Raw genomic sequence first — 22,857 nt, forward strand, 5'->3', positions numbered from 1 at the left:
GCCTAACGCCCATATCCGCCCAAGGCCTGCTGCCAATGCCGAAATCTGTTGACCTTGTTCCGCCGATGCCGCGCATCCAGGCGCTTGACCCAAAAAGGTCCGAACTGAGCTGGGAAAGCGCGCCACAATTGCTCGCCGCCCTCAACGGCGCTCGGCTGGGGGCCTGGTATTGGGACATCGAACGTGGGCAGATCAGCTGGTCGCGGGGGACTCAGGCGCTGTTTGGTTTCGATCCGCACGTGCCATTGCCCGAGGACCTGGAATACCTCGATTTGCTGCCGCCCGAAGACCGGGCGAAAACCGTTCGCGCATTCCATGCGGTGATTGCCGGCGCGCCGCTTGAGCAAGCGATGCATCACCGCATCCGCTGGCCCGACGGCAGCCTGCACTGGCTGGAAATCAGCGGCAGCCTGCTGCCGGATAAACACGGACGACCACGCATGATCGGGGTGATCCGCGAGATCACCCACCAGCGCCAGCGCGAACAAGCCCTGAGCAGTTCGGAAAAACGCTTCGCCACGCTGTTTCACCTGTGCCCGAACATGGTGTTGCTGACCCGCCAGGAAGACGGCCTGATCACCGAAGCCAACCAGTATTTCGAAAGCCTGTTCGGCTGGCCGGTGCAAAACGCGATAGGCCGCACCACGCTGGAACTGGGCCTGTGGGTGCACCCGGAGCAACGCGCCAAACTGGTCACGGCCACCAAGGCCAAAGGCGAGTTGATCAGCATGGAGGTGCAGTTTCGCGCCAGCAACGGGCAGGTCCTCGATGGCATCCTCAGCGCACAAAAAGTCGAACTCGAGGGCCAGCCGTATCTGCTGAGCACCTTCCTCGACACCACCGAGCGAAAAATCGCTGAACAAGCCCTCAAGGATAGCCAGGAACGTCTCGACCTCGCCCTCGACTCGGCGCAACTCGGCACCTGGGACTGGCACATCCCCAGCGGCATGCTCTACGGCTCGGCGCGAGCCGCCCAGTTGCACGGACTGGAAGCCAAGCCCTTCCATGAATCCTTCGAGGAATTTTTCGAAGGCGTGCCCGGCGAAGAACGCGACACCATGCGCGACGCCTACCGCAGCCTGCGCGAAGGCCCGGCCGGCAATTATCAGCTGACTTACCGCGTGCAACTGCCAGACGGCAGCTCGCGCTACCTGGAAAGCCGCGCCCGCCTCTACCGCGATGAAAACGGTTTCCCGTTGCGCATGGCCGGTACCCTCCTGGACATCACCGATCAGGTGGAGCGCGAGCAGCGGCTGGTGGCCTCCGAAGAAAAATTCGCCACGCTGTTCCAGGTCAGCCCGGACCCGATTTGCGTGACGCGCCAGGACACCGGCCAGTTCATCGAGATCAACTCCAGCTTCACCCAGACCTTCGGCTGGAGCGCCGCCGAAGTGATTGGCCGCAGCGCCGACGAAATCGGCCTGTGGGACGCCTCGGCGAAAAGCCTGCAACGGATCGAACAGGTCATCCGCGAACAAGGACTGAACAATGTCGCCATCATCGCCCAGCACAAGGACGGGCAATCGCTGACCTGCGTGATTTCCAGCCGCAAGATCAACGTCGATAACCAACCCTGCATCGTCACCACCTTGCGCGACATCACCCAGCAACAACGCTCCGAAGCGGCGCTCAAGGCCAGTGAAGAGAAGTTCGCCAAGGCGTTCCACTCGAGCCCCGACGCCATCACCATTACCGAGCGCGATACCGGGCGATATCTGGAGGTCAACGACGGCTTCTGCCGCCTGACTGGCTATCGTGCCCAGGAAGTGATCGGTCGCACGGTGTATCAAGTGGGCATCTGGGCCGAAGAGAAACAACGCTCAGCGTTGCTCGCCGAGCTACAGCTCAAGGGCCGCGTGCATCACCAGGAAATGCTCGGGCGCAATAAACGTGGGGAATTGCTGACCGTCGAAGTCTCGGTCGAGCCGATCACCCTCAACGAAACCGCCTGCCTGTTGCTGACCGCCCGCGATGTCAGCCTGCTGAAAAACGCCGAAGCGCAAATCCGTCATTTGGCCTACCACGACCCCCTGACCAACCTGCCCAACCGCGCGCTGCTGATGGATCGCCTGAGCCAGCAGATCGCCCTGCTCAAGCGCCACAGCCTGCGCGGTGCGCTGTTGTTCCTCGACCTCGATCACTTCAAGCACATCAACGACTCCCTCGGCCACCCGGTCGGCGATACCGTGCTGAAAATCATCACCGCGCGACTGGAAGCCAGCGTGCGCATGGAAGACACCGTGGCGCGGCTGGGCGGTGACGAATTTGTGGTGTTGCTCAGCGGCCTGGAAGGTTCGCGCAACGAAGTCAGCGCCCAGGTCCGGGAGCTGGCCGACACCTTGCGAGAACTGTTGTCGGAACCGATGTTCCTCGATGGCCAGCGCCTGCAAGTGACGCCGAGCATCGGCATCGCGCTGATTCCCGACCACGGTTCGACCCCGACTGACCTGCTCAAACGCGCCGACATCGCGCTGTACCGCGCCAAGGACTCGGGCCGCAACACCACGCAGATGTATCACAACACCATGCAAAAGGCCGCCAGCGAACGCCTGCGCATGGAAACCGACCTGCGCCTGGCGCTTTCTCGCGGCGAATTCCATGTGCATTACCAACCGCAAATCGACGCCCGGGGCAATCGCATTGTCGGCGCCGAAGCGCTGGTGCGCTGGGACCACCCCGAACTCGGGCCGCAATCACCGGCGGAGTTCATCAAGGTGCTGGAAGACAGCGGGCTGATTCTCGAAGTGGGCACCTGGATTCTTGACGAGGCTTGCGGGGCCTTCAAACAACTGGTCGCCAAAGGCCTGGTCAACCCGTTGAGCTTCAGCCTGTGCGTGAACATCAGTCCGAGGCAATTTCGCCAAACCGACTTCGTCGAACGCATCGAACACAGCCTCAGCAGCCACGGCCTGCCCTGCTCGCTGCTGAAACTGGAAATCACCGAAGGCATCGTCATCCAGAACCTGGAAGACACCATCAGCAAAATGCGCCGCCTGAAAAAACTCGGCGTGAGTTTCGCGATGGACGACTTCGGCACCGGCTACTCCTCGCTGACCTACCTCAAGCGTTTGCCGGTCGACACATTGAAGATCGATCAGTCGTTTATCCGTGACGCCACGACTGATCCGAACGACGCGGAGATCATCCGCGCGATTGTCGCCATGGCGCGGAGTCTGGAGCTGAAAGTGATTGCCGAAGGGGTGGAGACGGCGGAGCAACTGGAGTTTTTGCAGGGCTTGGGCTGCCATTTCTATCAGGGGTATTTACACAGCCGGCCGTTGCCGGTGGAAGCATTTCAAAAACTCCTGAAATAACCCGGCCTGCTACGGGGTATGTGTGATGTTTGGGCACAAAAAAGGGCGCCGCGAGGGCGCCCTTTTCGTTGCTCTGGCTTAGTGCTGCAGAGCCGGTTTTTGCGTCCCGTTAATCGGGATACGCTTGGCTTTCGCCTCTTCTGGAACGATGCGCACCAGGTCGATGCTCAACAGACCGTTACGCAGGTCAGCGGCCTTGATCTCGATGTGGTCCGCCAGGCGGAACGACAGCTTGAACGCACGTTGGGCGATGCCTTGGTGCAGGAAGGTCACGCTTTCGTTCGCTTCGCGTTTGCCGCCACTGATGGTCAGCACACCTTTCTCCACTTGCAGGTCCAGGTCTTCTTCCTGGAAACCGGCTGCGGCGACGACGATGCGGTATTGATCATCGCCGTGTTTTTCCACGTTGTAAGGTGGGTAGGTGCTGCCTGGCTCGTTGCGCAGGGCGGTTTCGAACAGGTCGTTGAAACGGTCGAAGCCTACCGAGGAACGGAACAGTGGGGCCAGGGAAAATGCAGTAGTCATGATTCAAATCTCCTGAAAACAATCAGCAAGGTTTTTTATCTCCGCGACCCGAATTCGGCATCGCGTAACCCTTAGATAGGGACCGTTGATTGCATTTCAAGAGACTTTTTTCAGATTTTTTTACGCCGCTTCGGCGACTGTCAGACCCAGCAAACGGGAAACCTGATCCAGCTCGGTTTCACGCCGCAACACAGTAAACAGCTCCACTGCTTCCGGATAATTGCGGGTCAGCATCGCCAACCATTGCTTGAGGCGGCCGGGAGATTGGCGGGGTGTCATCTGCGCCTTGGCTTGCAGCCAGAAGTCCTGGAGCAGCGGCAACAGCTCGGCCCAGGTCATCTCGACCACTTCTTCACCGGCACGCGCTGCCACGATTTGCCGGGCCAGGTCCGGGCGCGAGACCAGGCCACGGCCGAGCATGATGTCTTCCACGCCGCTGATCTCGCGGCAACGACGCCAGTCTTCGACACTCCAGATGTCGCCATTGGCAAACACCGGCACCTTGACCACCTCTTGCACACGAGGAATCCACTCCCAATGCGCTGGCGGTTTGTAGCCATCGGTTTTGGTCCGCGCATGCACCACGATGTGTGCTGCGCCGCCTTCAGCCAAGGCTGTGGCGCACACCAGCGAACCGTCCGGACTGTCGAAACCGAGGCGCATCTTGGCGGTCACCGGGATGTGCGCAGGCACCGCTCGACGCACGTGCTCGACGATTTCGTTGAGCAGTTCAGGCTCTTTGAGCAATACCGCGCCACCGCGAGACTTGTTGACGGTCTTGGCCGGGCAACCGAAGTTCAGGTCGATGACTTCAGAGCCCAACTCGCAGGCCAGCGCGGCGTTTTCCGCCAGGCACACGGGATCAGAACCGAGCAATTGCACACGCAGAGGCACGCCGGAAGCGGTGCGGGCACCGGTCAGCAGCTCGGGACCGAACTTGTGGTAGTAGGCAGGCGTGAGCAACTGATCGTTGATCCGGATAAACTCGGTCACGCACCAATCGATACCGCCCACACGGGTCAGCACGTCCCGCAGGATGTTGTCGACCAACCCCTCCATGGGCGCCAAAGCAATTTGCATGAAAAACACACTCGACGAAAAACGTGCGGCAGTTTACTGGATTGCGCGGGGAATCGCAGATTCCTTGTAGGAGTGAGCCTGCTCGCGATGAACGATGACGCGGCGTACCGGGTAAACCGCGCCGCCTGAATCGCGAGCAGGCTCACTCCTACATTAGATTTGGGTGGTATTTAATTCTTGCGACAATAACGCCGGGCCGTAGCCTTCAATGAACTCGGTCGGCATGCGTTTTGGCTTGCCGGTCGACAGTTCGATGCAGACGAACGTGGTTTGCGCGCGCAGCAACGTGGTGTTGTCGCGCGGGCGCTTCAACTGGAAATGTCGGGTCATTTTCAGGCGCTGATCCCAATCGACGATCCAGGTCGCCAACTGCAATTCATCATCTTCGTAGGCGGCAGCCAGATAATCGATCTCGTGCCGCACCACCGCCATCGCCCGGTCCAGTCGCCGATATTCGACCAGATCAAGGCCCAGACGCTGCGAGTGGCGCCAGGCGCAACGCTCGAGCCATGTCACGTACACCGCATTATTGGCGTGACCCAGCCCGTCGATGTCCTCGGCGCCCACTTGCAGATCAATGATAAATGGCGTTGCCCGATCCCAGCTCATGCCCCACTCCCGGTCAGATAATGTCGACCGGGGCAGTGTAACGGATGCTTACGCCGATTGGCGCGAATGCAGGCTGCGACCGGCCAGGAGTGATAACACGCCATCAATGACCCGGGGATCGGCCAGTACCCGCTGATGACCGCCTTCTTCGAGACGCAGCAAGCGACTGTCAAACCAGGCCTCGTGGATCAGTTGCGATTCCTTGGCCGACACAAAGCGGTCATCTTCGGCATGGACGATCAGGCCTGGCATGTCGAGCTGATAGTGCGCTACGTCCAGCGCCGCTGCGCGCATGCCGACGTCTTTCTCGACCTGACGGATGAAGGCCGAACGCGCCTTCGGCGGCAGTCGCACGTACTTGGCAAAGCCGCGCAGCACGCCGAGAATTCGCGCCGGAGCGGCGATGGTGACCAGGGTTTCGGTACGCAAACCCAGTTGCACGGCGAGCATGGCACTGGCGCCGCCCATCGAATGACCAATGACCGCCTGCAGCGGCGGCAACTCGGCGGCAGCTTCGAGCATGGCCCGGGCAAACAGCACGACGTTCGCTTCTTCGCCCGGTGAACGACCATGGGCCGGACCGTCGAGGGCAACCACGCTGTAACCGGCATCGACGAGCGCAGTGATAATGCTGGCGAACTGCGTCGGCCGCCCTTCCCACCCGTGCATCAACAACACGGCAGGGCCTTGGCCCCAGCGCAGCGCCGAGAGCCCAAAGCGCAGCGTGATACGTTCGGACTTCGCCAGCAGCGGCAGTTCCCAGTCACGCGGAGGCAGTGCTCGCGGGCTCATGAATGCCAGTCGCATTCTGCTCGCGACCAGTTGTGGTGCGAACCAGCCCAAGGTGCCATTAACGCCACGAACCCACTTCAACGTGCTCATCGCTCTCACTCCTCAGGCCAATGCCTTCAGGTCACAGCACCGCCGACTTGGCGGCGCGCAGCAATCGATCGGACAACTCTCCTGGCCCCAGCGCGCGGGCCAGCGCCAAACCACCCACCATCAACGCCATGTCAGCGAGGGCTTTGTCGGTGTCTTCCGGGCTGGCCGCCAACTGCGCGACCATCATTTCCACATGCTCATTCAGTGCGACACGAAACGCGTCCGGCAGCCGCCCCAATTCGCCGACCGAAGCCGGAATCGGGCACGCCGACTCAGAAGAGTCACGGTGTTTACGCGACAGGTAAAACGCCGCCACCAAGGCGCGACGCTCTTCGCCAGTCAACTCGGCATCCATGTCGGCGATCATGCCTCGACGGTGACCGAGCAACTGCTGGAACGCTTCGAGCATCATTGCGTCCTTGCTTTCGAAGTGCGCATAAAAGCCGCCGACGGTCAGGCCGGCTGCGCCCATCACTTCGCCAACGCTCGGTTCTGCCGGGCCGCGCTGAATCAGCGCTGCGCTGGCAGCCTTGAGGATGCGTTCGCGGGTTTGAGCTTTTTTATCGTTCATCGTTGCCTCCGAATATTACGACTAGAATATTATTCTCATAATAATTTTTCGCAAGTCGTGGATGTGACCGCTGGTCTGAAGAACAGTTTGAAAGAAATTGGGGGATTTGGCCAAACGCCAGACAAACAAAAGGGCCATTCAATAATTGAATGACCCTTATAAAATCCCGCAGAGCGGGTAATCGTGGCGTCCCCTAGGGGACTCGAACCCCTGTTACCGCCGTGAAAGGGCGGTGTCCTAGGCCACTAGACGAAGGGGACGCAAAACCTTCTATACAACTGATCAGTGCTGAGAGCTGATCGATTCAAGGCCTGCGTGGCCAGACCTTGAACTGTAAAATTGGTGGAGCTAAACGGGATCGAACCGTTGACCTCTTGCATGCCATGCAAGCGCTCTCCCAGCTGAGCTATAGCCCCGGATTTTTCGCCTCGCGGCGGAGCGACATCTTGCAACATCGCTTCTGTAAAACTGGCGTCCCCTAGGGGACTCGAACCCCTGTTACCGCCGTGAAAGGGCGGTGTCCTAGGCCACTAGACGAAGGGGACGCAAACCCTTCTATACAACAGATCAACGCTGAGTGTTGATCGCTTCAAGGCCGGTGTGGCCAGACCTTGAAGTGTAAATTGGTGGAGCTAGACGGGATCGAACCGTCGACCTCTTGCATGCCATGCAAGCGCTCTCCCAGCTGAGCTATAGCCCCTCATCGCTGAGGACGGGGCGAATCTTAATGGCGGATCGAAAAGCTGTCAAACTTATTTTTAAAATATTTCAAAGTTTTTTGCCGACATAACAATCACTTACCGCCCTCCCCCGTAAATCCGGGGGTGTATCCGCTCCTGTAGTAGCTGCCGCAGACTGTGTTCGAGTGCGCAGCGCTCGCCATCCCATTGGGTGGCGGCCCTCAAGGGCCGCTCCGCAGCCCGACGCAGCCTTCGGCAGCTGCTACAGGTGAACGTCATCAATTACGCGTGAACGCCGAAGAGCGAGTCTGTCAGGCGATGTTGCCCAAGAGTTTTTCCCATTCCTTGTTTTCTTTCTTCGACACGCCGCCCAGCAGGTCAATCGCCTGACGCAAACGGAAACGAGTCAGGTCCGGACCGAGGATTTCCATCGCATCCAGCACCGACACCGAGCTGGCTTGGCCAGTGATCGCGGCAAACATCAACGGCATGGCGTCACGCAGCTTCAGCTCCAGCGATTCAACCACCGCCTGAATCGTCGCAGTGATGCTGTCCTTCTCCCACTGACGCAGGCTTTCCAGCTTCCACAGGATCAACTGCATCAACTGACGCACCTGATCGCCCGAAAGCTTCTTGGATTCGAACAGCTTGGCATCCGGATTCACGCCACCGGCAAAGAAGAACCCGGCCAGCGGAGCCACCTGGCTGAAAGTTTCAACCCGGCCCTGAACGTGCGGCGCGATCTTCATCATGTACTCAGGGTTCAGCGCCCAGGTCTGCAGGCGCGCAGCGAACTCTTCCACCGGCAGGTCACGCAGCCACTGGCCGTTGAGCCAGGACAGTTTCTCGATGTCGAAAATCGGCCCGCCCAGCGACACACGGCTCAGGTCGAAGTGATCGACCATTTCCTGCAACGAGAACTTCTCGCGCTCGTCCGGCATCGACCAGCCCATGCGCCCCAGGTAGTTGAGCATCGCTTCCGGCATGAAGCCCATGCGCTCGTAGAACGTCACCGAGGTCGGGTTCTTGCGCTTGGACAGCTTGCTCTTGTCCGGGTTACGCAGCAGCGGCATGTAGCACAGCTCCGGTTGTTCCCAGCCGAAGTACTCGTAAAGCAGGATCAGTTTAGGCGCCGACGGCAGCCACTCTTCGCCGCGCAAGACGTGGGTGATGCCCATCAGGTGGTCGTCGACCACGTTGGCCAGGAAGTACGTCGGCAAGCCGTCGGTCTTCATCAGCACTTGCATGTCCATGCGATCCCACGGGATCTCGACATCGCCACGCAGCATGTCCGGCACCACGCACACGCCTTCGCTCGGCACTTTCATGCGGATCACGTGAGGTTCGCCAGCGGCCAGGCGGCGCGCGACTTCTTCCTTGGACAGCAACAGCGCACGGCCGTCGTAACGCGGGGTTTCGCCGCGAGCCATTTGCTCGGCGCGCATCTGGTCCAGCTCTTCGGCGGTGCAGAAGCACGGGAAGGCATGGCCCATTTCAACCAGTTGCTGGCAATACTTCTGATAAATATCGCCGCGCTCGCTCTGCCGGTATGGACCGTGCGGGCCACCGACGTCCGGGCCTTCGCTCCAGTCGATGCCCAACCAGCGCAGGGCGTCGAAAATCTGCTGTTCGGACTCGCGGGTCGAACGCAATTGGTCGGTGTCTTCGATCCGCAGGATGAACTCACCGCCATGCTGCTTGGCAAAGCAGTAGTTGAACAAAGCGATGTAAGCGGTACCTACGTGGGGGTCCCCGGTAGGCGATGGCGCGATGCGCGTGCGGACGGTGGTCATGGCAAGTCTCGAATGAAGATAAAACAAAGGGCGAATGGTAACAGGCGATACCCGCCCGGCTCCAGTGAGCAGGGCATTTAAGCCAAGTTTGCGCCTACAACGCGCGTATACCCTGGTGAATGGCCGAATATCAGCCGATGGCATTTACCGCTTGTCGGCTGTATGACAGATTCACCAGCTGTTAACTTTCCTTACAATTTCTCGACTACAGTCTGCCCCATGCCTGCCCAACTCAAGCGTCGCCTGTTTATTTTCCTGTTGATTGTCCTGCTGATTGCCGGGGGCTTCTTTGCCCAGTGGTTCTTCAAGGGACGGTTTTATGAAAGCACCGACAACGCCTATGTCCAGGGCGAGATCACCCGTGTCTCGAGCCAGTTGGGCGCGCGCATCGACCAGGTGCTGGTGCACGACAACGAGCACGTCGAGAAAGGCCAGTTGCTGATCAAGCTCGAAGGCGCCGATTTCGACCTCGCCGTCGACCGCGCCAACGCGACCCTCGCCACCCGTCAGGCCGAACGCCTGCAAGCGCAAAGCAAACTGACCCAGCAATCCAGCCTGATCGCCGCCAGCGAAGCGCAAGTGGCATCCAGCCAGGCCAGCCTCGGCCGCTCGCTGATCGATTTGACCCGCGCCCAGACCTTGCGCAAACCCGGCTACATCTCGGAAGAACGGGTGACCACCCTGTCCGCCGACAACCACATCGCCCGCTCGCAAGTGGCCAAGGCCCAGGCCGACGCTCAAGGCCAGCGCCAGCAGGTCAACGCCCTGAATGCCGAGATCAAGCGCCTCGACGCACAGATCGCCAACGCCAAGGCCGACCTGGCGCAAGCCGAACTGAACCTGACCCGCAGCGAAATCCACGCGCCGATCAGCGGCCTGATTGGCCAGCGCGCCGCCCGCGAGGGCCAAGTGGTGCAGGCCGGCGCGTATTTGCTGTCGATCGTCCCGGACCAGGACATCTGGATTCAGGCCAACTTCAAGGAAACCCAGATTGGCCACATGCAGCCCGGCCAGAGCGCCGAGCTGACCTTCGACGCCTACAGCGACACGCCGATCAAGGCCCGCGTCGACAGCCTGTTCGCCGCGTCGGGCGCGCAGTTCAGCCTGTTGCCACCGGACAATGCCACGGGCAACTTCACCAAAGTCGTACAACGGATTCCGGTAAAACTGACGTTCGACGCGGACAATCCGCTGCGCGGCAAGATCCGCCCGGGCATGTCAGTCACCGCCAAAGTGAACATCAAAGACGCCCCTGACGATGGCCGGTGATCAACTGATCCGCCCGGCCGACGAACCGACCCGACGGGACTGGATCGCGGTCATGAGCGTGATGCTCGGCGCCTTCATGGCCGTGCTCGACATCCAGATCACCAACTCGTCGCTCAAGGATATTCAGGGCGCCCTGTCGGCCACCCTGGAAGAAGGCTCGTGGATTTCCACCTCGTACCTGGTAGCGGAAATCATCATGATTCCGCTGACCGCCTGGCTGGTGCAGTTGCTGTCGGCGCGGCGACTGGCGGTGTGGGTGTCATTGGGTTTCCTCGCCTCCTCGCTGCTGTGCTCCATGGCGTGGAGCCTGGAAAGCATGATCGTCTTTCGCGCCATGCAGGGCTTCACCGGCGGCGCGCTGATCCCGCTGGCATTCACCCTGACGCTGATCAAACTCCCGGAACATCACCGCGCCAAAGGCATGGCCATGTTCGCCATGACTGCCACCTTCGCGCCCTCGATCGGCCCGACGCTGGGCGGCTGGCTGACCGAGAATTGGGGTTGGGAATACATCTTCTACATCAACGTGCCACCAGGCCTGATCATGATTGCGGGCCTGATGTACGGCCTGGAGAAGAAGGAAGCGCACTGGGAATTGCTGAAAAGCACCGATTACATGGGCATTCTCACCCTCGGCGTCGGGCTCGGTTGTTTGCAGGTATTTCTGGAGGAAGGCCATCGCAAGGACTGGCTGGAGTCGAACCTGATCGTGACCCTGGGCAGCATTGCGCTGATCAGCCTGATCACCTTTGTGATTGTGCAGTTTTCCAAACCCAACCCGCTGATCAACCTCGGCATCCTGCGCAACCGCAACTTTGGCCTGTCGAGTATTTCCAGCCTGGGGATGGGGGTCGGGTTGTATGGCTCGATTTACCTGTTGCCGCTGTACCTGGCGCAGATCCAGAACTACAACGCCCTGCAGATCGGCGAAGTGATCATGTGGATGGGCGTGCCGCAGCTGTTTCTGATTCCGCTGGTGCCCAAATTGATGAAGTACATTTCGCCGAAATGGCTGTGCACGCTGGGATTTGGACTGTTCGGGCTGGCGAGTTTTTCATCGGGGGTACTGAACCCGGACTTCGCCGGACCGCAATTCAATCAGATCCAGATCATCCGCGCGCTCGGTCAGCCACTGATCATGGTCACCATTTCGCTGATCGCCACCGCATACATCCTGCCGCAGGACGCGGGTTCGGCGTCGAGCCTGTTCAACATCCTGCGCAACCTCGGCGGTGCGATTGGCATCGCCCTCCTCGCCACCCTGCTGGATGCGCGAACAAAGACCTACTTTGATTATTTGCGTGAAGCCATCGTGCCGAGCAATCCGCAGGTGGCCGAGCGACTGGCGTCGATGGCAGACCGACTGGGCAATGAGACGGCGGCACTGGGGAAAATCAGTGAGATTGCGCATCAGCAGGCGTCAATCATGGCCTACAACGATGCGTTTCACTTTGTCGGGATTGCGTTGGGGGTGAGCATGCTGGCGATCTTGTTGACCAAGAAATTGCCGGAGGGGATTAAGGCTGGGGAAGCACACTGAGAGCGAGGCGCAAGCATCGCGAGCAAGCTCGGCTCCTACCGCAGGAACCGAGCTTGATCGCGATGGCGGCATGACAGGCGCTGCAAATATCAGACAGTGATCAACCGCTCCCGCAACTTGCCAATCTCATCGCGCATCTGCGCCGCCGCTTCAAACTCCAGATCACGCGCCAACGCGTACATCTTCTCTTCCAGGGCTTTAATCCGCTTGGCGATCTCACCCGGCGAGCGCAATTGCGCTTCGTACTTGGCGCTCTCTTCTGCAGCCTTGGCCATGCCTTTGCGCTTCTTGCTGCGCGAGCCCGGCACAGTGGCGCCTTCCATGATGTCGGCGACGTCCTTGAACACGCCCTTTGGCGTGATGCCGTTGGCCAGGTTGAAGGCGATCTGTTTGTCGCGACGACGCTCGGTTTCGCCGATCGCCCGCTCCATGGAGCCGGTGATGCGATCTGCATACAAAATCGCCCGACCGTTGAGGTTACGCGCCGCCCGGCCGATGGTCTGGATCAGCGAACGCTCGGAGCGCAGGAAGCCTTCCTTGTCCGCATCGAGAATCGCCACCAGCGACACTTCCGGCATATCCAGGCCTTCACGCAGCAGGTTGATCCCCACCAGCACATCGAACGTACCGAGGCGCAAATCGCGAATGATTTCGACCCGCTCCACGGTGTCGATGTCCGAGTGCAGGTAACGCACGCGAACGCCGTGGTCGGCCAGGTAATCGGTCAAGTCTTCGGACATGCGCTTGGTCAGGGTCGTGACCAGCACCCGCTCTTCGAGCGCGACGCGCTTGCCGATTTCCGAGAGCAAGTCGTCGACCTGAGTCAGCGCCGGACGGATTTCGATCTGAGGATCGACCAGCCCCGTCGGACGCACCAGTTGCTCAACGACACGCCCCGCATGTTCCGCCTCGTAATTGCCGGGCGTCGCCGAGACAAAAATCGTCTGCGGGCTGATGCTTTCGAATTCGTCGAAACGCATCGGCCGGTTATCCAGCGCCGACGGCAGACGGAAACCGTATTCCACCAGCGTCTCTTTACGCGAACGGTCGCCCTTATACATGGCGCCGACCTGCGGCACGCTGACGTGGGATTCGTCGATTACCAGCAAGGCGTCGGCCGGCAGGTAGTCGAACAACGTGGGTGGCGCCTGGCCCGATTCACGGCCGGACAGGTAGCGCGAGTAGTTTTCGATACCGTTGCAATAACCCAGTTCGAGAATCATCTCCAGATCGAAGCGCGTACGTTGCTCAAGACGCTGAGCCTCGACAAGCTTGTTGTTGGTGCGCAGGTAATCCAGACGCTCCTGCAACTCGACCTTGATCCCTTCGACGGCACCCAGCAGGGTTTCTCGTGGCGTCACGTAGTGGCTTTTCGGATAAAACGTGAAGCGCGGCAGTTTGCGAATCACTTCGCCGGTCAGCGGATCGAAGGCGGACAGGCTTTCCACTTCGTCATCGAACAGCTCGATGCGGATCGCTTCGAAATCGGATTCCGCCGGGTGGATATCGATCACATCGCCACGCACCCGGAAGGTTGCACGGGCGAAATCCATGTCGTTGCGGGTGTATTGCAGGTCCGCCAGGCGACGCAGCAAGGCACGCTGATCGAGTTTGTCGCCGCGATCCACGTGCAACACCATCTTCAAATAGGTTTCCGGGCTGCCCAGACCGTAGATGCACGACACGGTGGTGACGATGATCGCGTCTTTGCGCTCCAGCAACGCCTTGGTCGCGGACAGGCGCATCTGCTCGATGTGGTCGTTGATCGAGGCATCCTTCTCGATGAAGGTGTCGGACGACGGTACGTAGGCTTCGGGCTGGTAGTAGTCGTAGTAGGAAACGAAGTATTCGACGGCGTTGTTCGGGAAGAACGCCTTGAACTCGCCGTATAACTGCGCGGCCAGGGTCTTGTTCGGCGCCAGCACCAGGGTCGGACGCTGCACTTGCGCGATCACGTTGGCGATGCTGAAGGTCTTGCCGGAACCGGTCACACCGAGCAACGTCTGGTGCGCCAGCCCGGCTTCGATACCCTCGACCATCAGGCGGATGGCTTCCGGCTGATCGCCGGCGGGCTCGAAGCGGGTGACTAGCTGGAATTCAGACATTCAATACCCCTGGGGTCGCGCCTGACCGGTCAAACCGGACAGCAACGAGAAAGACCGCAAACGACCGACGTCGCCCGAGGAAAAAACTGGATTGTGCTCAATGTGGAGTCGATTGCCTGCTCTTTCAAGGCAAACGTCCTACATCCCGTGAATCCTTTGACGACGGCAATCGACTAACGGTCGAAAAATAATCGGAAAAACTTAGCGAAAAAGCCGAAACGTCTGTCGCCATCGGTCGCTGATGGCCTCTATACTAGCTCCCCGTTTGTGCACCGCTCTAGTGCATTCGGCTGGAGCGCCACACGTCCCTCCACACTCCATTCAGAGCCGCCGCAAAAATGAGCCTGTTCTCCGCTGTCGAAATGGCACCACGCGATCCAATCCTGGGCCTCAACGAAGCATTCAACGCCGATACCCGTACCAACAAGGTCAACCTGGGAGTCGGTGTTTACTGCAACGAGGAGGGGAAAATTCCACTCCTGCGCGCCGTTGTCGAAGCCGAGACGATTCGCGTCGCTCAACACGCTTCCCGTGGCTACTTGCCAATCGACGGTATCGCCGCCTACGACCAGGCCGTGCAGAAACTGCTGTTCGGCAATGACTCGCCACTGATCGCCGCTGGCCGCGTCATCACCACCCAGGCTGTGGGCGGTACCGGTGCACTGAAAATCGGCGCCGACTTCCTCAAGCAACTGCTGCCGAACGCTGTCGTGGCGATCAGCGACCCGAGCTGGGAAAACCACCGCGCCCTGTTCGAAACCGCTGGTTTCCCGGTGCAGAACTACCGCTATTACGACGCCGCGACCCACGACGTAAACCGCGTCGGCCTGCTGGAAGACTTGAACGCCCTGCCCTCCGGCTCGATCGTTGTGCTGCACGCCTGCTGCCACAACCCGACCGGCGTGGACCTGAGCCCGGCGGACTGGAACAACGTGCTGGAAGTGGTTAAAGCCAAAGGCCACGTACCGTTCCTAGACATGGCTTACCAGGGCTTTGGCGACGGCATCGACGAAGACGCCGCCGCTGTGCGCCTGTTCGCTGAATCGGGCCTGACCTTCTTTGTGTCCAGCTCGTTCTCCAAATCGTTCTCGCTGTACGGCGAGCGCGTTGGCGCCCTGTCGATCGTCAGCGAATCGAAAGAAGAAAGCGCGCGCGTGCTGTCGCAAGTCAAACGCGTGATCCGCACCAACTACTCCAACCCGCCAACCCACGGTGCAAGCATCGTCGCCGCGGTATTGAACAGCCCGGTCCTGCGCGCCCAGTGGGAAGAAGAACTGGCTGAAATGCGCCTGCGGATTCGCGGCATGCGCATTCAAATGGTCGACACCCTGGCGAAAAACGCCCCGCAGCGCGACTTCAGCTTCGTCGGCCGTCAGCGTGGCATGTTCTCTTACTCCGGCCTGACGGTTGAGCAAGTCACCCGCCTGCGCACCGAGTTCGGCATCTACGCCCTGGACACCGGCCGCATCTGCGTGGCGGCGTTGAACCAGAGCAACATCGACGCAGTGACCAAGGCCATCGTTGCGGTGATCTGAGTCGTTCGGTGATATGAAAAACGGGAAGCCGATGGGCTTCCCGTTTTTTATTTGTCGCAGATAACTCTCAACCCGACGGCCAAGCCCTCTAGACTGCACACCATCCCACTGTGGGAGCCGGGCTTGCCCGCGACGAGGCCATCACATTTAACATCAATGTTGGCTGATCGACCGCCATCGCGGGCAAGCCCGGCTCCTACAGGTTTTGTGTACACCCGAGAATTTTTACGAGAACCCACATGAAAAACGATGACCTACGCGCAGACCGCGATGAGCTGGACGACTTCGTCCCTCGCACCCCGGCCAAACGCGGGAATAACCTGATACTGCAAGTCGCTGCGGGTGTGTTTCTCGGCGGCCTGGCCTTGTGGCTGGTACAACTGGCCGCCGCGACGCTCTACGCCAAAATGATGCTCGGCACCTTCACGTTAGGCGGTTAAGCCAGTTCGGTAGCACGCTGGCTGGCGGCGTCGTCATAGGCGACATAAAGCGACTCGGCAATCTGACTCTTGATCGCCTTGGCACTTTCCAGGCCCAAAACAAAACCCTCGGCCTTGCCACCGGCACGGTTCAAATCCTCGGCCGTGCTGGCCTGCGTGATTGCGTCGAGCAGTTTTTCGGCGTGAGGGCCGACACCTTTGGGCAAGCTGATCTGAGCGATGCTCATGCGAACACCTCGTTTGTGTGAGGTGCAAGGATTGAATGATTCATGGCGCATACCTGTTTCGGCGAATGGCCGGTAGCGCGTGTGACCACTTCCGGGCAGCCATGGTAGACCTCTGGGACGATTCTGGTAACCGCTCATGGTCGATAAACCACCGCCTGTCCCGACGAATCGCCCAAGTTGCTAGCAGGCGCTTGACTTCTCTTTTTGAATCAGTAACATAGGCGCCATTCCGCGATAGCTCAGTTGGTAGAGCAAGTGACTGTTAATCACTGGGTCCCTGGTTCGAGTCCAGGTCGTGGAGCCATCTAGATACACAAAAAAGGTCAGCGCTTAGCTGGCCTTTTTTTGTGCCTGTTTATTGGGTTGTCCCACTCGCCCTCCGCTCAGCCCTTCCCCGCAACGCAATTAATAACCCCTCGCAGTCACGCAAAAAATAAGCAGCCCGCACCAAAAAAACAGCAATAAAACATTGGCTGACGCAGTGGCTGCCTTGCAAAAGAGTGGCCTACTGCTATCGTCGAAGACAGCAGCATTTTGTATTAGTTCCAAAGCAATATGACCTGTGCCAGCGCTGGCTAAGGCTTTGAATTTGAAACGATTCAGCTGCAAGCACAGGGACAGACACTTCGCTATCGGTGACACATTTAGCCGCTCGAATGGAGCGATTTGAATAAGGACCAGCCCTTGTCTTCTTATGACTTTGACCGCAATTATTCCTCCGTTCGACCTGACTTCACCTCCTTGGTTTGGCCCGTCCTGTTCATTGCCTCGGGCGGCGCTGTGTCGCTCCTGGTTTTGACCGGGTTGGCGGCACTGCCGATAACGGCCGCGCTGATCCTGCTCGCCAGTGGCGGCGCTGCCAGCGTCTGGATTGTCCGCAGCCAGCGCAAGCTGTTTGACCAGGCGTTGAGCCAGGCTCATGCCCGCAGCCTGAGCCAACACCAGGCCGCCAGTGCCGCGTCCGCAGCCAACGGTCTGGAGGCCGTGTGCCTGGAAGCGGTGCCCATCTGGACCAAGCAGATCGAGAACTCCCGCAGCCAGACCGAGCAGGCCATCGTCACGCTGAGCCAGCGCTTCTCAGGCATCTACAGCAAGCTGGAAGAAGCCGTACAGACTTCGCAACAAGCGGCGGACGGCCTGGCCGGCGATGCCCAGAGCGGCGCAGTGGTGGTGCTCGCGCAGAGCGAAACGGAACTGACGCAGGTGGTCAACTCCCTCAAGGCCACGCAACTGAGTCGCGACCAGATGCTGGAACAAGTCCGCAGCCTCACCGACTACACCGGCGAACTGCTCAGCATGTCTAAAGAGGTTGCGGCGATTGCTGCGCAAACCAACCTCCTGGCACTGAACGCCGCAATTGAAGCTGCACGAGCAGGTGAAGCCGGGCGTGGTTTCGCCGTAGTGGCCGATGCCGTGCGCAGCTTGTCGAGCCTCTCCAGCGACACCGGAAAAAAAATGTCGGCCACCGTCGGCATCATCAACAGCGCCATCACCCGCCTGGTCGAAGTCGCCGACGACACTGCAGCGAATGACCAGCACTCGGTCTCCGCCTCCGAAGCCAGCATTCAACATGTGCTGGACCGTTTTCACAGCATTACCCAGCGCCTGTCGGGTTCTACCGAGTTACTCCAGCAAGAGAGCGTCGGCATCCGTGACGAAATCAGCGAGGTCCTGATCGGCCTGCAATTCCAGGATCGCGTCAGCCAGATCCTCTCCCATGTTCGCGACAACATGCAGGCCTTGCACCAGCACCTGCAGAACGGCCAGCGCAATCCGGATCAGCTGGAACAGATCGATGCCCGAGCCTGGTTGGCGAGCATGGAGCTGACCTACGCCACCGATGAGCAACGGCAAATCCATCACGGACACAGTTCCAGCGCCGCCAAGGAACAGGAAATCACTTTCTTCTAGCAGGAGAGCAGCATGGCTAAAACCGTAATGGTCGTCGACGATTCCAGCAGCGTACGCCAGGTGGTCAGCATTGCCTTGAAGGGGGCTGGCTACGACGTGATCGAGGCCAGCGATGGCAAGGATGCGCTGACCAAGCTGAACGGACAGAAAATCCACCTGATGATCAGCGATGTGAACATGCCCAACATGGATGGCATCACGCTGGTCAAGGAGGTTAAGAAGCTGGCCAATTACAAATTCACCCCGATCATCATGCTGACCACCGAATCCCAGGAAGCGAAGAAACAGGAAGGCCAGGCTGCCGGGGCCAGGGCCTGGGTGGTCAAACCCTTCCAGCCGGCACAAATGCTGGCCGCCGTCGCCAAACTGATCCTGCCTTGATCGACCGAATCCGGAGGCGAGCATGAACATCCGCGTAGCCACAACCAACGGCCTGTGCCAGTTGCATATCGAAGGCGAGATGAACATCTATACCGCGGCCGAGTTCAAGGCACAGCTATTGCCCCACCTGGCCGAGCCCGGCGAGCTGGAAATCGACCTGTCCCTGGTCAGCGAGATGGACGGCGCCGGCATGCAGCAACTGTTGTTGGCCAAACGCGAAGCCACGCGCGTCGGCACGACCTTGCGCCTGGTTGGGCACAGCCGCGCGGTATTGGAAGTCTTCGACCTGTGCAACCTCGCTGCGTTCTTTGGCGATCCTCTGGTTATTTCCAACTCGGCCGCTAGCTGACCTCAGCGTAAAAGGAATTCAGCGTGAGTATAAATCTCGATCAAGCCCTGCAAACCTTCATCGCCGAAGCCCGCGAACTGCTGCAGGATATGGAAGAGTCGTTGCTGCGACTGGAGAGCGAACCGGGCGACAGCGACACCCTGGGCGCCATCTTTCGTGCCGCGCACACCATCAAGGGTTCGGCCGGGCTGTTCGGTCTGGAGCCGGTCGTTGGCTTCACCCATATCGTCGAAGACGTGCTCGATCGCGTGCGTGACGGCGCGGTCGGTATCAATAGCGAACTGGTCGCCCTTCTGCTGGAATGCGGCGACCATATGCTGGAGCTGGTCAACGTGGTTGCCGCCCAAGGTGGTCAGCTGGATACCCCGGCACAGACTCGGGAAAGCGGCCTGCGCCAACGCCTGAACACTTACCAGGGCAACTCGCTGGCGCTGGAGCCACCCGCCACCTCAATTGCGCCGTTCAATACCGATTATCTGACCGAGGTTTGCGCGGATGACAGCGTGGCCTCCGACCTCTGGCACATCTCGCTGCGCTTTGGCCAGGACGTGCTGCGCAATGGCATGGATCCGCTGTCGTTCCTGCGCTATCTCAACAGCCAGGGCGAGATCGTCCGCATCACCACCCTGGCCGACGGCATGCCGCAGGCCGATGCCATGGATGCCGAAGCCTGCTACCTGGGCTTCGAGATTGACTACCAGTCCACAGCGGACAAAGCGGCCATCGCCGAAGCCTTCGACTTTGTGCGCGACGATTGCCTGATCCACATCCTCCCGCCGCACAGCAAGATCGCCGAATACATCGAGCTGATTGATCGGCTGCCGGAAGATGCGGCCCGTCTGGGTGAGCTGCTGGTCAGCAGCGGCGCCCTGACCCCGCAAGAACTGGAAAAAGCCCTGCACGCACAACGCGCCCCTGTTGAATCCAACAACCCGGCTGTCCCCCTGGGCGAAATCCTCGTCGAGCAGCGCTCGGTGACGCCCGCACTGGTGCAGGCCGCCCTGAACAAGCAAAGCCAGATCCAGGAGAGCAAGAGCAAAGAGAACCGCTACGTTCGCGTGGATGCGGACAAGCTGGATGAGCTGATCAATCTGGTCGGCGAGTTGGTCATTGCGGGAGCCGGCGCCAACTTGCTGGCTCAGCGCAGCCACAACGATGCGCTGCAGGAAGCCAGTTCCCGGGTCTCAGGCCTGGTCGAGGAAATCCGCGACAGCGCCCTGCGCCTGCGCATGGTGCCGATCGGCGACACATTTAACCGCTTTCAGCGAGTGGTGCGCGATGTCAGCCTCGAACTGGGCAAGGACATCGATCTGCAGATCAGCGGCGCCGACACCGAACTGGACAAGACCGTGGTGGAAAAGATCGGCGATCCGTTGATGCACTTGCTGCGCAACGCCATGGATCACGGCATTGAATCGCCCGAGGTTCGCCAGGCGGCGGGTAAATCGCTAACGGGTACGCTGAGCCTCAACGCCTACCACGACTCCGGCAGCATCGTCATCGAGATCGTCGATGACGGCGCCGGACTCGATCGCGAACGCATCCTGTACAAGGCCCGCGAGCGCGGCCTGCTCTCCGCCACCGCCACACCGTCCGATCAGGACATCTACAACCTGATTTTCGAGCCGGGTTTCTCTACCGCGGCGACCGTCACCAACCTCTCCGGCCGAGGCGTCGGCATGGACGTGGTCAAGCGCAACATCACTGCCCTGCGCGGCAGCGTCGACCTCGACAGCCAGGCGGGTCGGGGCACCCGGGTGCGCATCCGCCTGCCGCTGACACTGGCGATCATCGATGGCTTTCTGGTGGGCGTCGGTCAGGCCACTTACGTGGTGCCTCTGGACATGGTGCAAGAGTGCCTTGAGTTGACCGAAGAAGATCGCCAAGCCACCCGCGAGCGCAGCTACCTGAACTTGCGGGGGGAAGTGCTGCCGCTGGTGTACCTGCGTGAACAGTTCAACGCCGAAGGCAGCCCGGGCCGACGCGAGAACGTGGTGGTGGTGCGTTGCGGCGAACAGAAAGCCGGTTTGGTGGTGGACGAACTGCAAGGTGAATTCCAGACCGTGATCAAACCGCTGGGCAAGCTGTTCAGCGCCCTGCGCGGCATCGGCGGCTCGACCATTCTGGGCAACGGTGAGGTGGCATTGATTCTCGATGTACCGAATTTGCTGCAACAGGTCACCCAACAGCAGGCACACAACCACCTGCAACCGGCGTTGGCTGAAGCCTGAAACTGACGTGAAAAACACGGTTGATGAACGCGCAAAGCGCTGATTCAAGGGGAACTGACGCGTGTCGAACAAGGGGCGCATGACTGACCTGCTCAATAACATCTGAAGCGATGCAACAGGCCACCGAATAAAAAATTGAACTTCATTGGGAGTTGTCATGAATCAGGCTAATCAATCAATGATCACCCGTTTAATTAATCGGTTCAGTTATAACCAGGAAGATCGCCTTAAAGAGCAAGCGCTGTTATCGGATTTAAAAGGGCAAATCGACGCTATCAACAAGGCACAGGCCGTCATTGAGTTTTCACTCGATGGCAGGATCTTGCACGCCAACGACAACTTCTTGAACACAGTCGGCTACACCCTGGCCGAGATCAAGGGCCAACATCACAGCATGTTTGCCGATCCGGCCTACAGCGCGTCCCCTGAATATCGCCTGTTCTGGGACAAACTGGGGCGCGGTGAATTCGATGCCGGCGAGTACAAACGCATCGGTAAAGGCGGCAAGGAAATCTGGATACAAGCCTCCTACAACCCGATCATGGACATGGACGGTAAGCCCTTCAAAGTCGTCAAGTACGCGACTGACATTACCCAGAGCAAGTTGCAGGCAGCCGATTTCGCCGGCCAGCTCAGCGCCATCGGCAAGGCGCAAGCGGTGATCGAGTTCTCGCTCGACGGCAAGATTCTGCACGCCAACGACAACTTCCTGAACACGTTGGGCTACACCCTCGCCGAGATCAAGGGGCAACATCACAGCATGTTTGCCGACCCCGTCTACCGCGCCTCGACTGAATATCGTCTGTTCTGGGAAAAACTCGGACGCGGTGAGTTCGATGCCGGTGAGTACAAACGCATCGGTAAGGGCGGCAGGGAAATCTGGATACAAGCCTCTTACAACCCGATCATGGACATGAACGGCAAGCCCTTCAAAGTCGTCAAGTATGCGACTGACATCACCCAGAGCAAGTTGCAGGCAGCCGATTTCGCCGGCCAGCTCAGCGCCATCAACAAGGCACAAGCGGTGATCGAGTTCTCGCTCGACGGCAAGATTCTGCACGCCAACGACAACTTCCTGAACACGCTGGGCTACACCCTCGCCGAGATCAAGGGGCAACATCACAGCATGTTTGCCGACCCGGTCTACCGCGCCTCTCCAGAATACCGTGTGTTCTGGGACAAGCTGGGGCGTGGTGAATTCGATGCTGGCGAGTACAAGCGCATTGGCAAAGGCGGCAAGGAGATCTGGATTCAAGCCTCCTACAACCCGATCATGGACATGAACGGCCAGCCCTTCAAAGTCGTCAAATATGCCACCGACGTGACGGCGCAGGTCAATGCCAACAACATGCTGGTGCAAGCGGTAGAGCAAGCGCAGCACGTGACTTCAGCGGCGAAGGATGGCGATCTGAGCC

Annotated in this window: 17 protein-coding genes, 5 tRNA genes and 2 pseudogenes; 12 read left to right on the forward strand and 12 right to left on the reverse strand. The window is 59.7% G+C overall.

Annotated features, from left to right (window positions below; all coding sequences use genetic code 11):
- Positions 1–35 precede the first annotated feature (35 nt).
- Positions 36–3,314, forward strand: coding sequence for a PAS domain S-box protein (locus SB725_RS16255; protein ID WP_410922253.1), 3,279 nt, complete (start codon positions 36–38; stop codon positions 3,312–3,314).
- Positions 3,315–3,392: 78 nt separating this feature from the next.
- On the opposite strand, the gene SB725_RS16260 is transcribed toward SB725_RS16255, so the two are convergent.
- The 10 genes from SB725_RS16260 to gltX all read right to left on the reverse strand — a co-directional run bounded on the left by SB725_RS16260 (position 3,393) and on the right by gltX (position 9,454).
- On the reverse strand, positions 3,393–3,839 hold the full coding sequence (locus SB725_RS16260; RefSeq protein ID WP_007943514.1) for an Hsp20 family protein: 447 nt from the start codon (positions 3,837–3,839) through the stop codon (positions 3,393–3,395).
- Positions 3,840–3,959: 120 nt separating this feature from the next.
- Complete coding sequence (locus SB725_RS16265) at positions 3,960–4,919, reverse strand: tRNA dihydrouridine synthase (RefSeq protein WP_027921595.1); 960 nt, start codon at positions 4,917–4,919, stop codon at positions 3,960–3,962.
- Positions 4,920–5,072: 153 nt separating this feature from the next.
- Positions 5,073–5,528: an acyl-CoA thioesterase gene (locus SB725_RS16270; protein WP_027921596.1), complete on the reverse strand. Its 456-nt coding sequence runs from the start codon at positions 5,526–5,528 to the stop codon at positions 5,073–5,075.
- A gap of 48 nt (positions 5,529–5,576) precedes the next feature.
- On the reverse strand, positions 5,577–6,410 hold the full coding sequence (locus SB725_RS16275; protein WP_059181212.1) for an alpha/beta fold hydrolase: 834 nt from the start codon (positions 6,408–6,410) through the stop codon (positions 5,577–5,579).
- Positions 6,411–6,441: 31 nt separating this feature from the next.
- Entirely contained in the window at positions 6,442–6,981 is a 540-nt protein-coding gene (locus tag SB725_RS16280) for a TetR/AcrR family transcriptional regulator (RefSeq protein WP_027921598.1), read from the reverse strand.
- A gap of 184 nt (positions 6,982–7,165) precedes the next feature.
- Positions 7,166–7,241, reverse strand: a tRNA-Glu gene (locus tag SB725_RS16285).
- A gap of 80 nt (positions 7,242–7,321) precedes the next feature.
- Positions 7,322–7,397 (reverse strand) — tRNA-Ala (locus SB725_RS16290).
- Between the two features lie 53 nt (positions 7,398–7,450).
- Positions 7,451–7,526 (reverse strand) — tRNA-Glu (locus SB725_RS16295).
- Between the two features lie 79 nt (positions 7,527–7,605).
- A tRNA-Ala gene (locus tag SB725_RS16300) sits at positions 7,606–7,681 on the reverse strand.
- Positions 7,682–7,972: 291 nt separating this feature from the next.
- On the reverse strand, positions 7,973–9,454 hold the full coding sequence (gene gltX / locus SB725_RS16305) for a glutamate--tRNA ligase (RefSeq protein WP_027921599.1): 1,482 nt from the start codon (positions 9,452–9,454) through the stop codon (positions 7,973–7,975).
- Positions 9,455–9,673: 219 nt separating this feature from the next.
- Here gltX and SB725_RS16310 point away from each other — a divergent pair, with 219 nt between their 5' ends.
- Positions 9,674–10,723 carry an HlyD family secretion protein gene (locus SB725_RS16310; protein WP_027921600.1) on the forward strand — a complete coding sequence of 350 codons (1,050 nt, stop codon included), beginning with the start codon at positions 9,674–9,676 and terminating at the stop codon, positions 10,721–10,723.
- Positions 10,713–12,263 (forward strand): MDR family MFS transporter, encoded by a 1,551-nt coding sequence (locus SB725_RS16315; protein WP_410922254.1) that lies wholly within the window; start codon positions 10,713–10,715, stop codon positions 12,261–12,263. The genes SB725_RS16310 and SB725_RS16315 overlap by 11 nt, the downstream gene beginning before the upstream one ends.
- Positions 12,264–12,352: 89 nt before the next feature.
- Here SB725_RS16315 and uvrB read toward each other — a convergent pair whose 3' ends face one another.
- On the reverse strand, positions 12,353–14,368 hold the full coding sequence (gene uvrB, locus SB725_RS16320; protein WP_027921602.1) for an excinuclease ABC subunit UvrB: 2,016 nt from the start codon (positions 14,366–14,368) through the stop codon (positions 12,353–12,355).
- A 338-nt stretch (positions 14,369–14,706) separates the two neighbouring features.
- Here uvrB and SB725_RS16325 point away from each other — a divergent pair, with 338 nt between their 5' ends.
- Both SB725_RS16325 and SB725_RS16330 read left to right on the forward strand, forming a co-directional pair.
- Positions 14,707–15,903 carry an amino acid aminotransferase gene (locus SB725_RS16325; protein ID WP_027921603.1) on the forward strand — a complete coding sequence of 399 codons (1,197 nt, stop codon included), beginning with the start codon at positions 14,707–14,709 and terminating at the stop codon, positions 15,901–15,903.
- A gap of 239 nt (positions 15,904–16,142) precedes the next feature.
- On the forward strand, positions 16,143–16,343 hold the full coding sequence (locus SB725_RS16330) for a hypothetical protein (protein ID WP_410922255.1): 201 nt from the start codon (positions 16,143–16,145) through the stop codon (positions 16,341–16,343).
- Here the strand turns inward: SB725_RS16330 and SB725_RS16335 are convergent.
- Complete coding sequence (locus SB725_RS16335) at positions 16,340–16,570, reverse strand: hypothetical protein (protein ID WP_027921605.1); 231 nt, start codon at positions 16,568–16,570, stop codon at positions 16,340–16,342. The genes SB725_RS16330 and SB725_RS16335 overlap by 4 nt on opposite strands.
- Before the next feature lie 228 nt (positions 16,571–16,798).
- On the opposite strand from SB725_RS16335, the gene SB725_RS16340 reads away from it, so the two are divergent.
- The 7 genes and pseudogenes from SB725_RS16340 to SB725_RS16370 all read left to right on the forward strand — a co-directional run.
- Positions 16,799–16,874, forward strand: a tRNA-Asn gene (locus SB725_RS16340).
- A gap of 941 nt (positions 16,875–17,815) precedes the next feature.
- Positions 17,816–18,481, forward strand: a complete 666-nt coding sequence (locus SB725_RS16345; protein ID WP_371258929.1) for a methyl-accepting chemotaxis protein — start codon at positions 17,816–17,818, stop codon at positions 18,479–18,481.
- A 12-nt stretch (positions 18,482–18,493) separates the two neighbouring features.
- Complete coding sequence (locus SB725_RS16350) at positions 18,494–18,862, forward strand: response regulator (RefSeq protein ID WP_027921610.1); 369 nt, start codon at positions 18,494–18,496, stop codon at positions 18,860–18,862.
- Between the two features lie 22 nt (positions 18,863–18,884).
- Complete coding sequence (locus SB725_RS16355; RefSeq protein ID WP_027921611.1) at positions 18,885–19,211, forward strand: lipid asymmetry maintenance protein MlaB; 327 nt, start codon at positions 18,885–18,887, stop codon at positions 19,209–19,211.
- 23 nt (positions 19,212–19,234) lie between these two features.
- Positions 19,235–21,442, forward strand: a complete 2,208-nt coding sequence (locus SB725_RS16360; protein WP_410922256.1) for a chemotaxis protein CheA — start codon at positions 19,235–19,237, stop codon at positions 21,440–21,442.
- A 178-nt stretch (positions 21,443–21,620) separates the two neighbouring features.
- Positions 21,621–22,037: pseudogene (locus SB725_RS16365) on the forward strand (PAS domain-containing protein); the annotation flags it as partial.
- Between the two features lie 9 nt (positions 22,038–22,046).
- A pseudogene (locus tag SB725_RS16370) lies at positions 22,047–22,784 on the forward strand (PAS domain-containing protein); the annotation flags it as partial.
- Between the last annotated feature and the right edge of the window lie 73 nt (positions 22,785–22,857).

This window comes from Pseudomonas sp. SIMBA_041, assembly GCF_046535095.1.
Lineage (GTDB): Bacteria > Pseudomonadota > Gammaproteobacteria > Pseudomonadales > Pseudomonadaceae > Aquipseudomonas > Aquipseudomonas mucoides.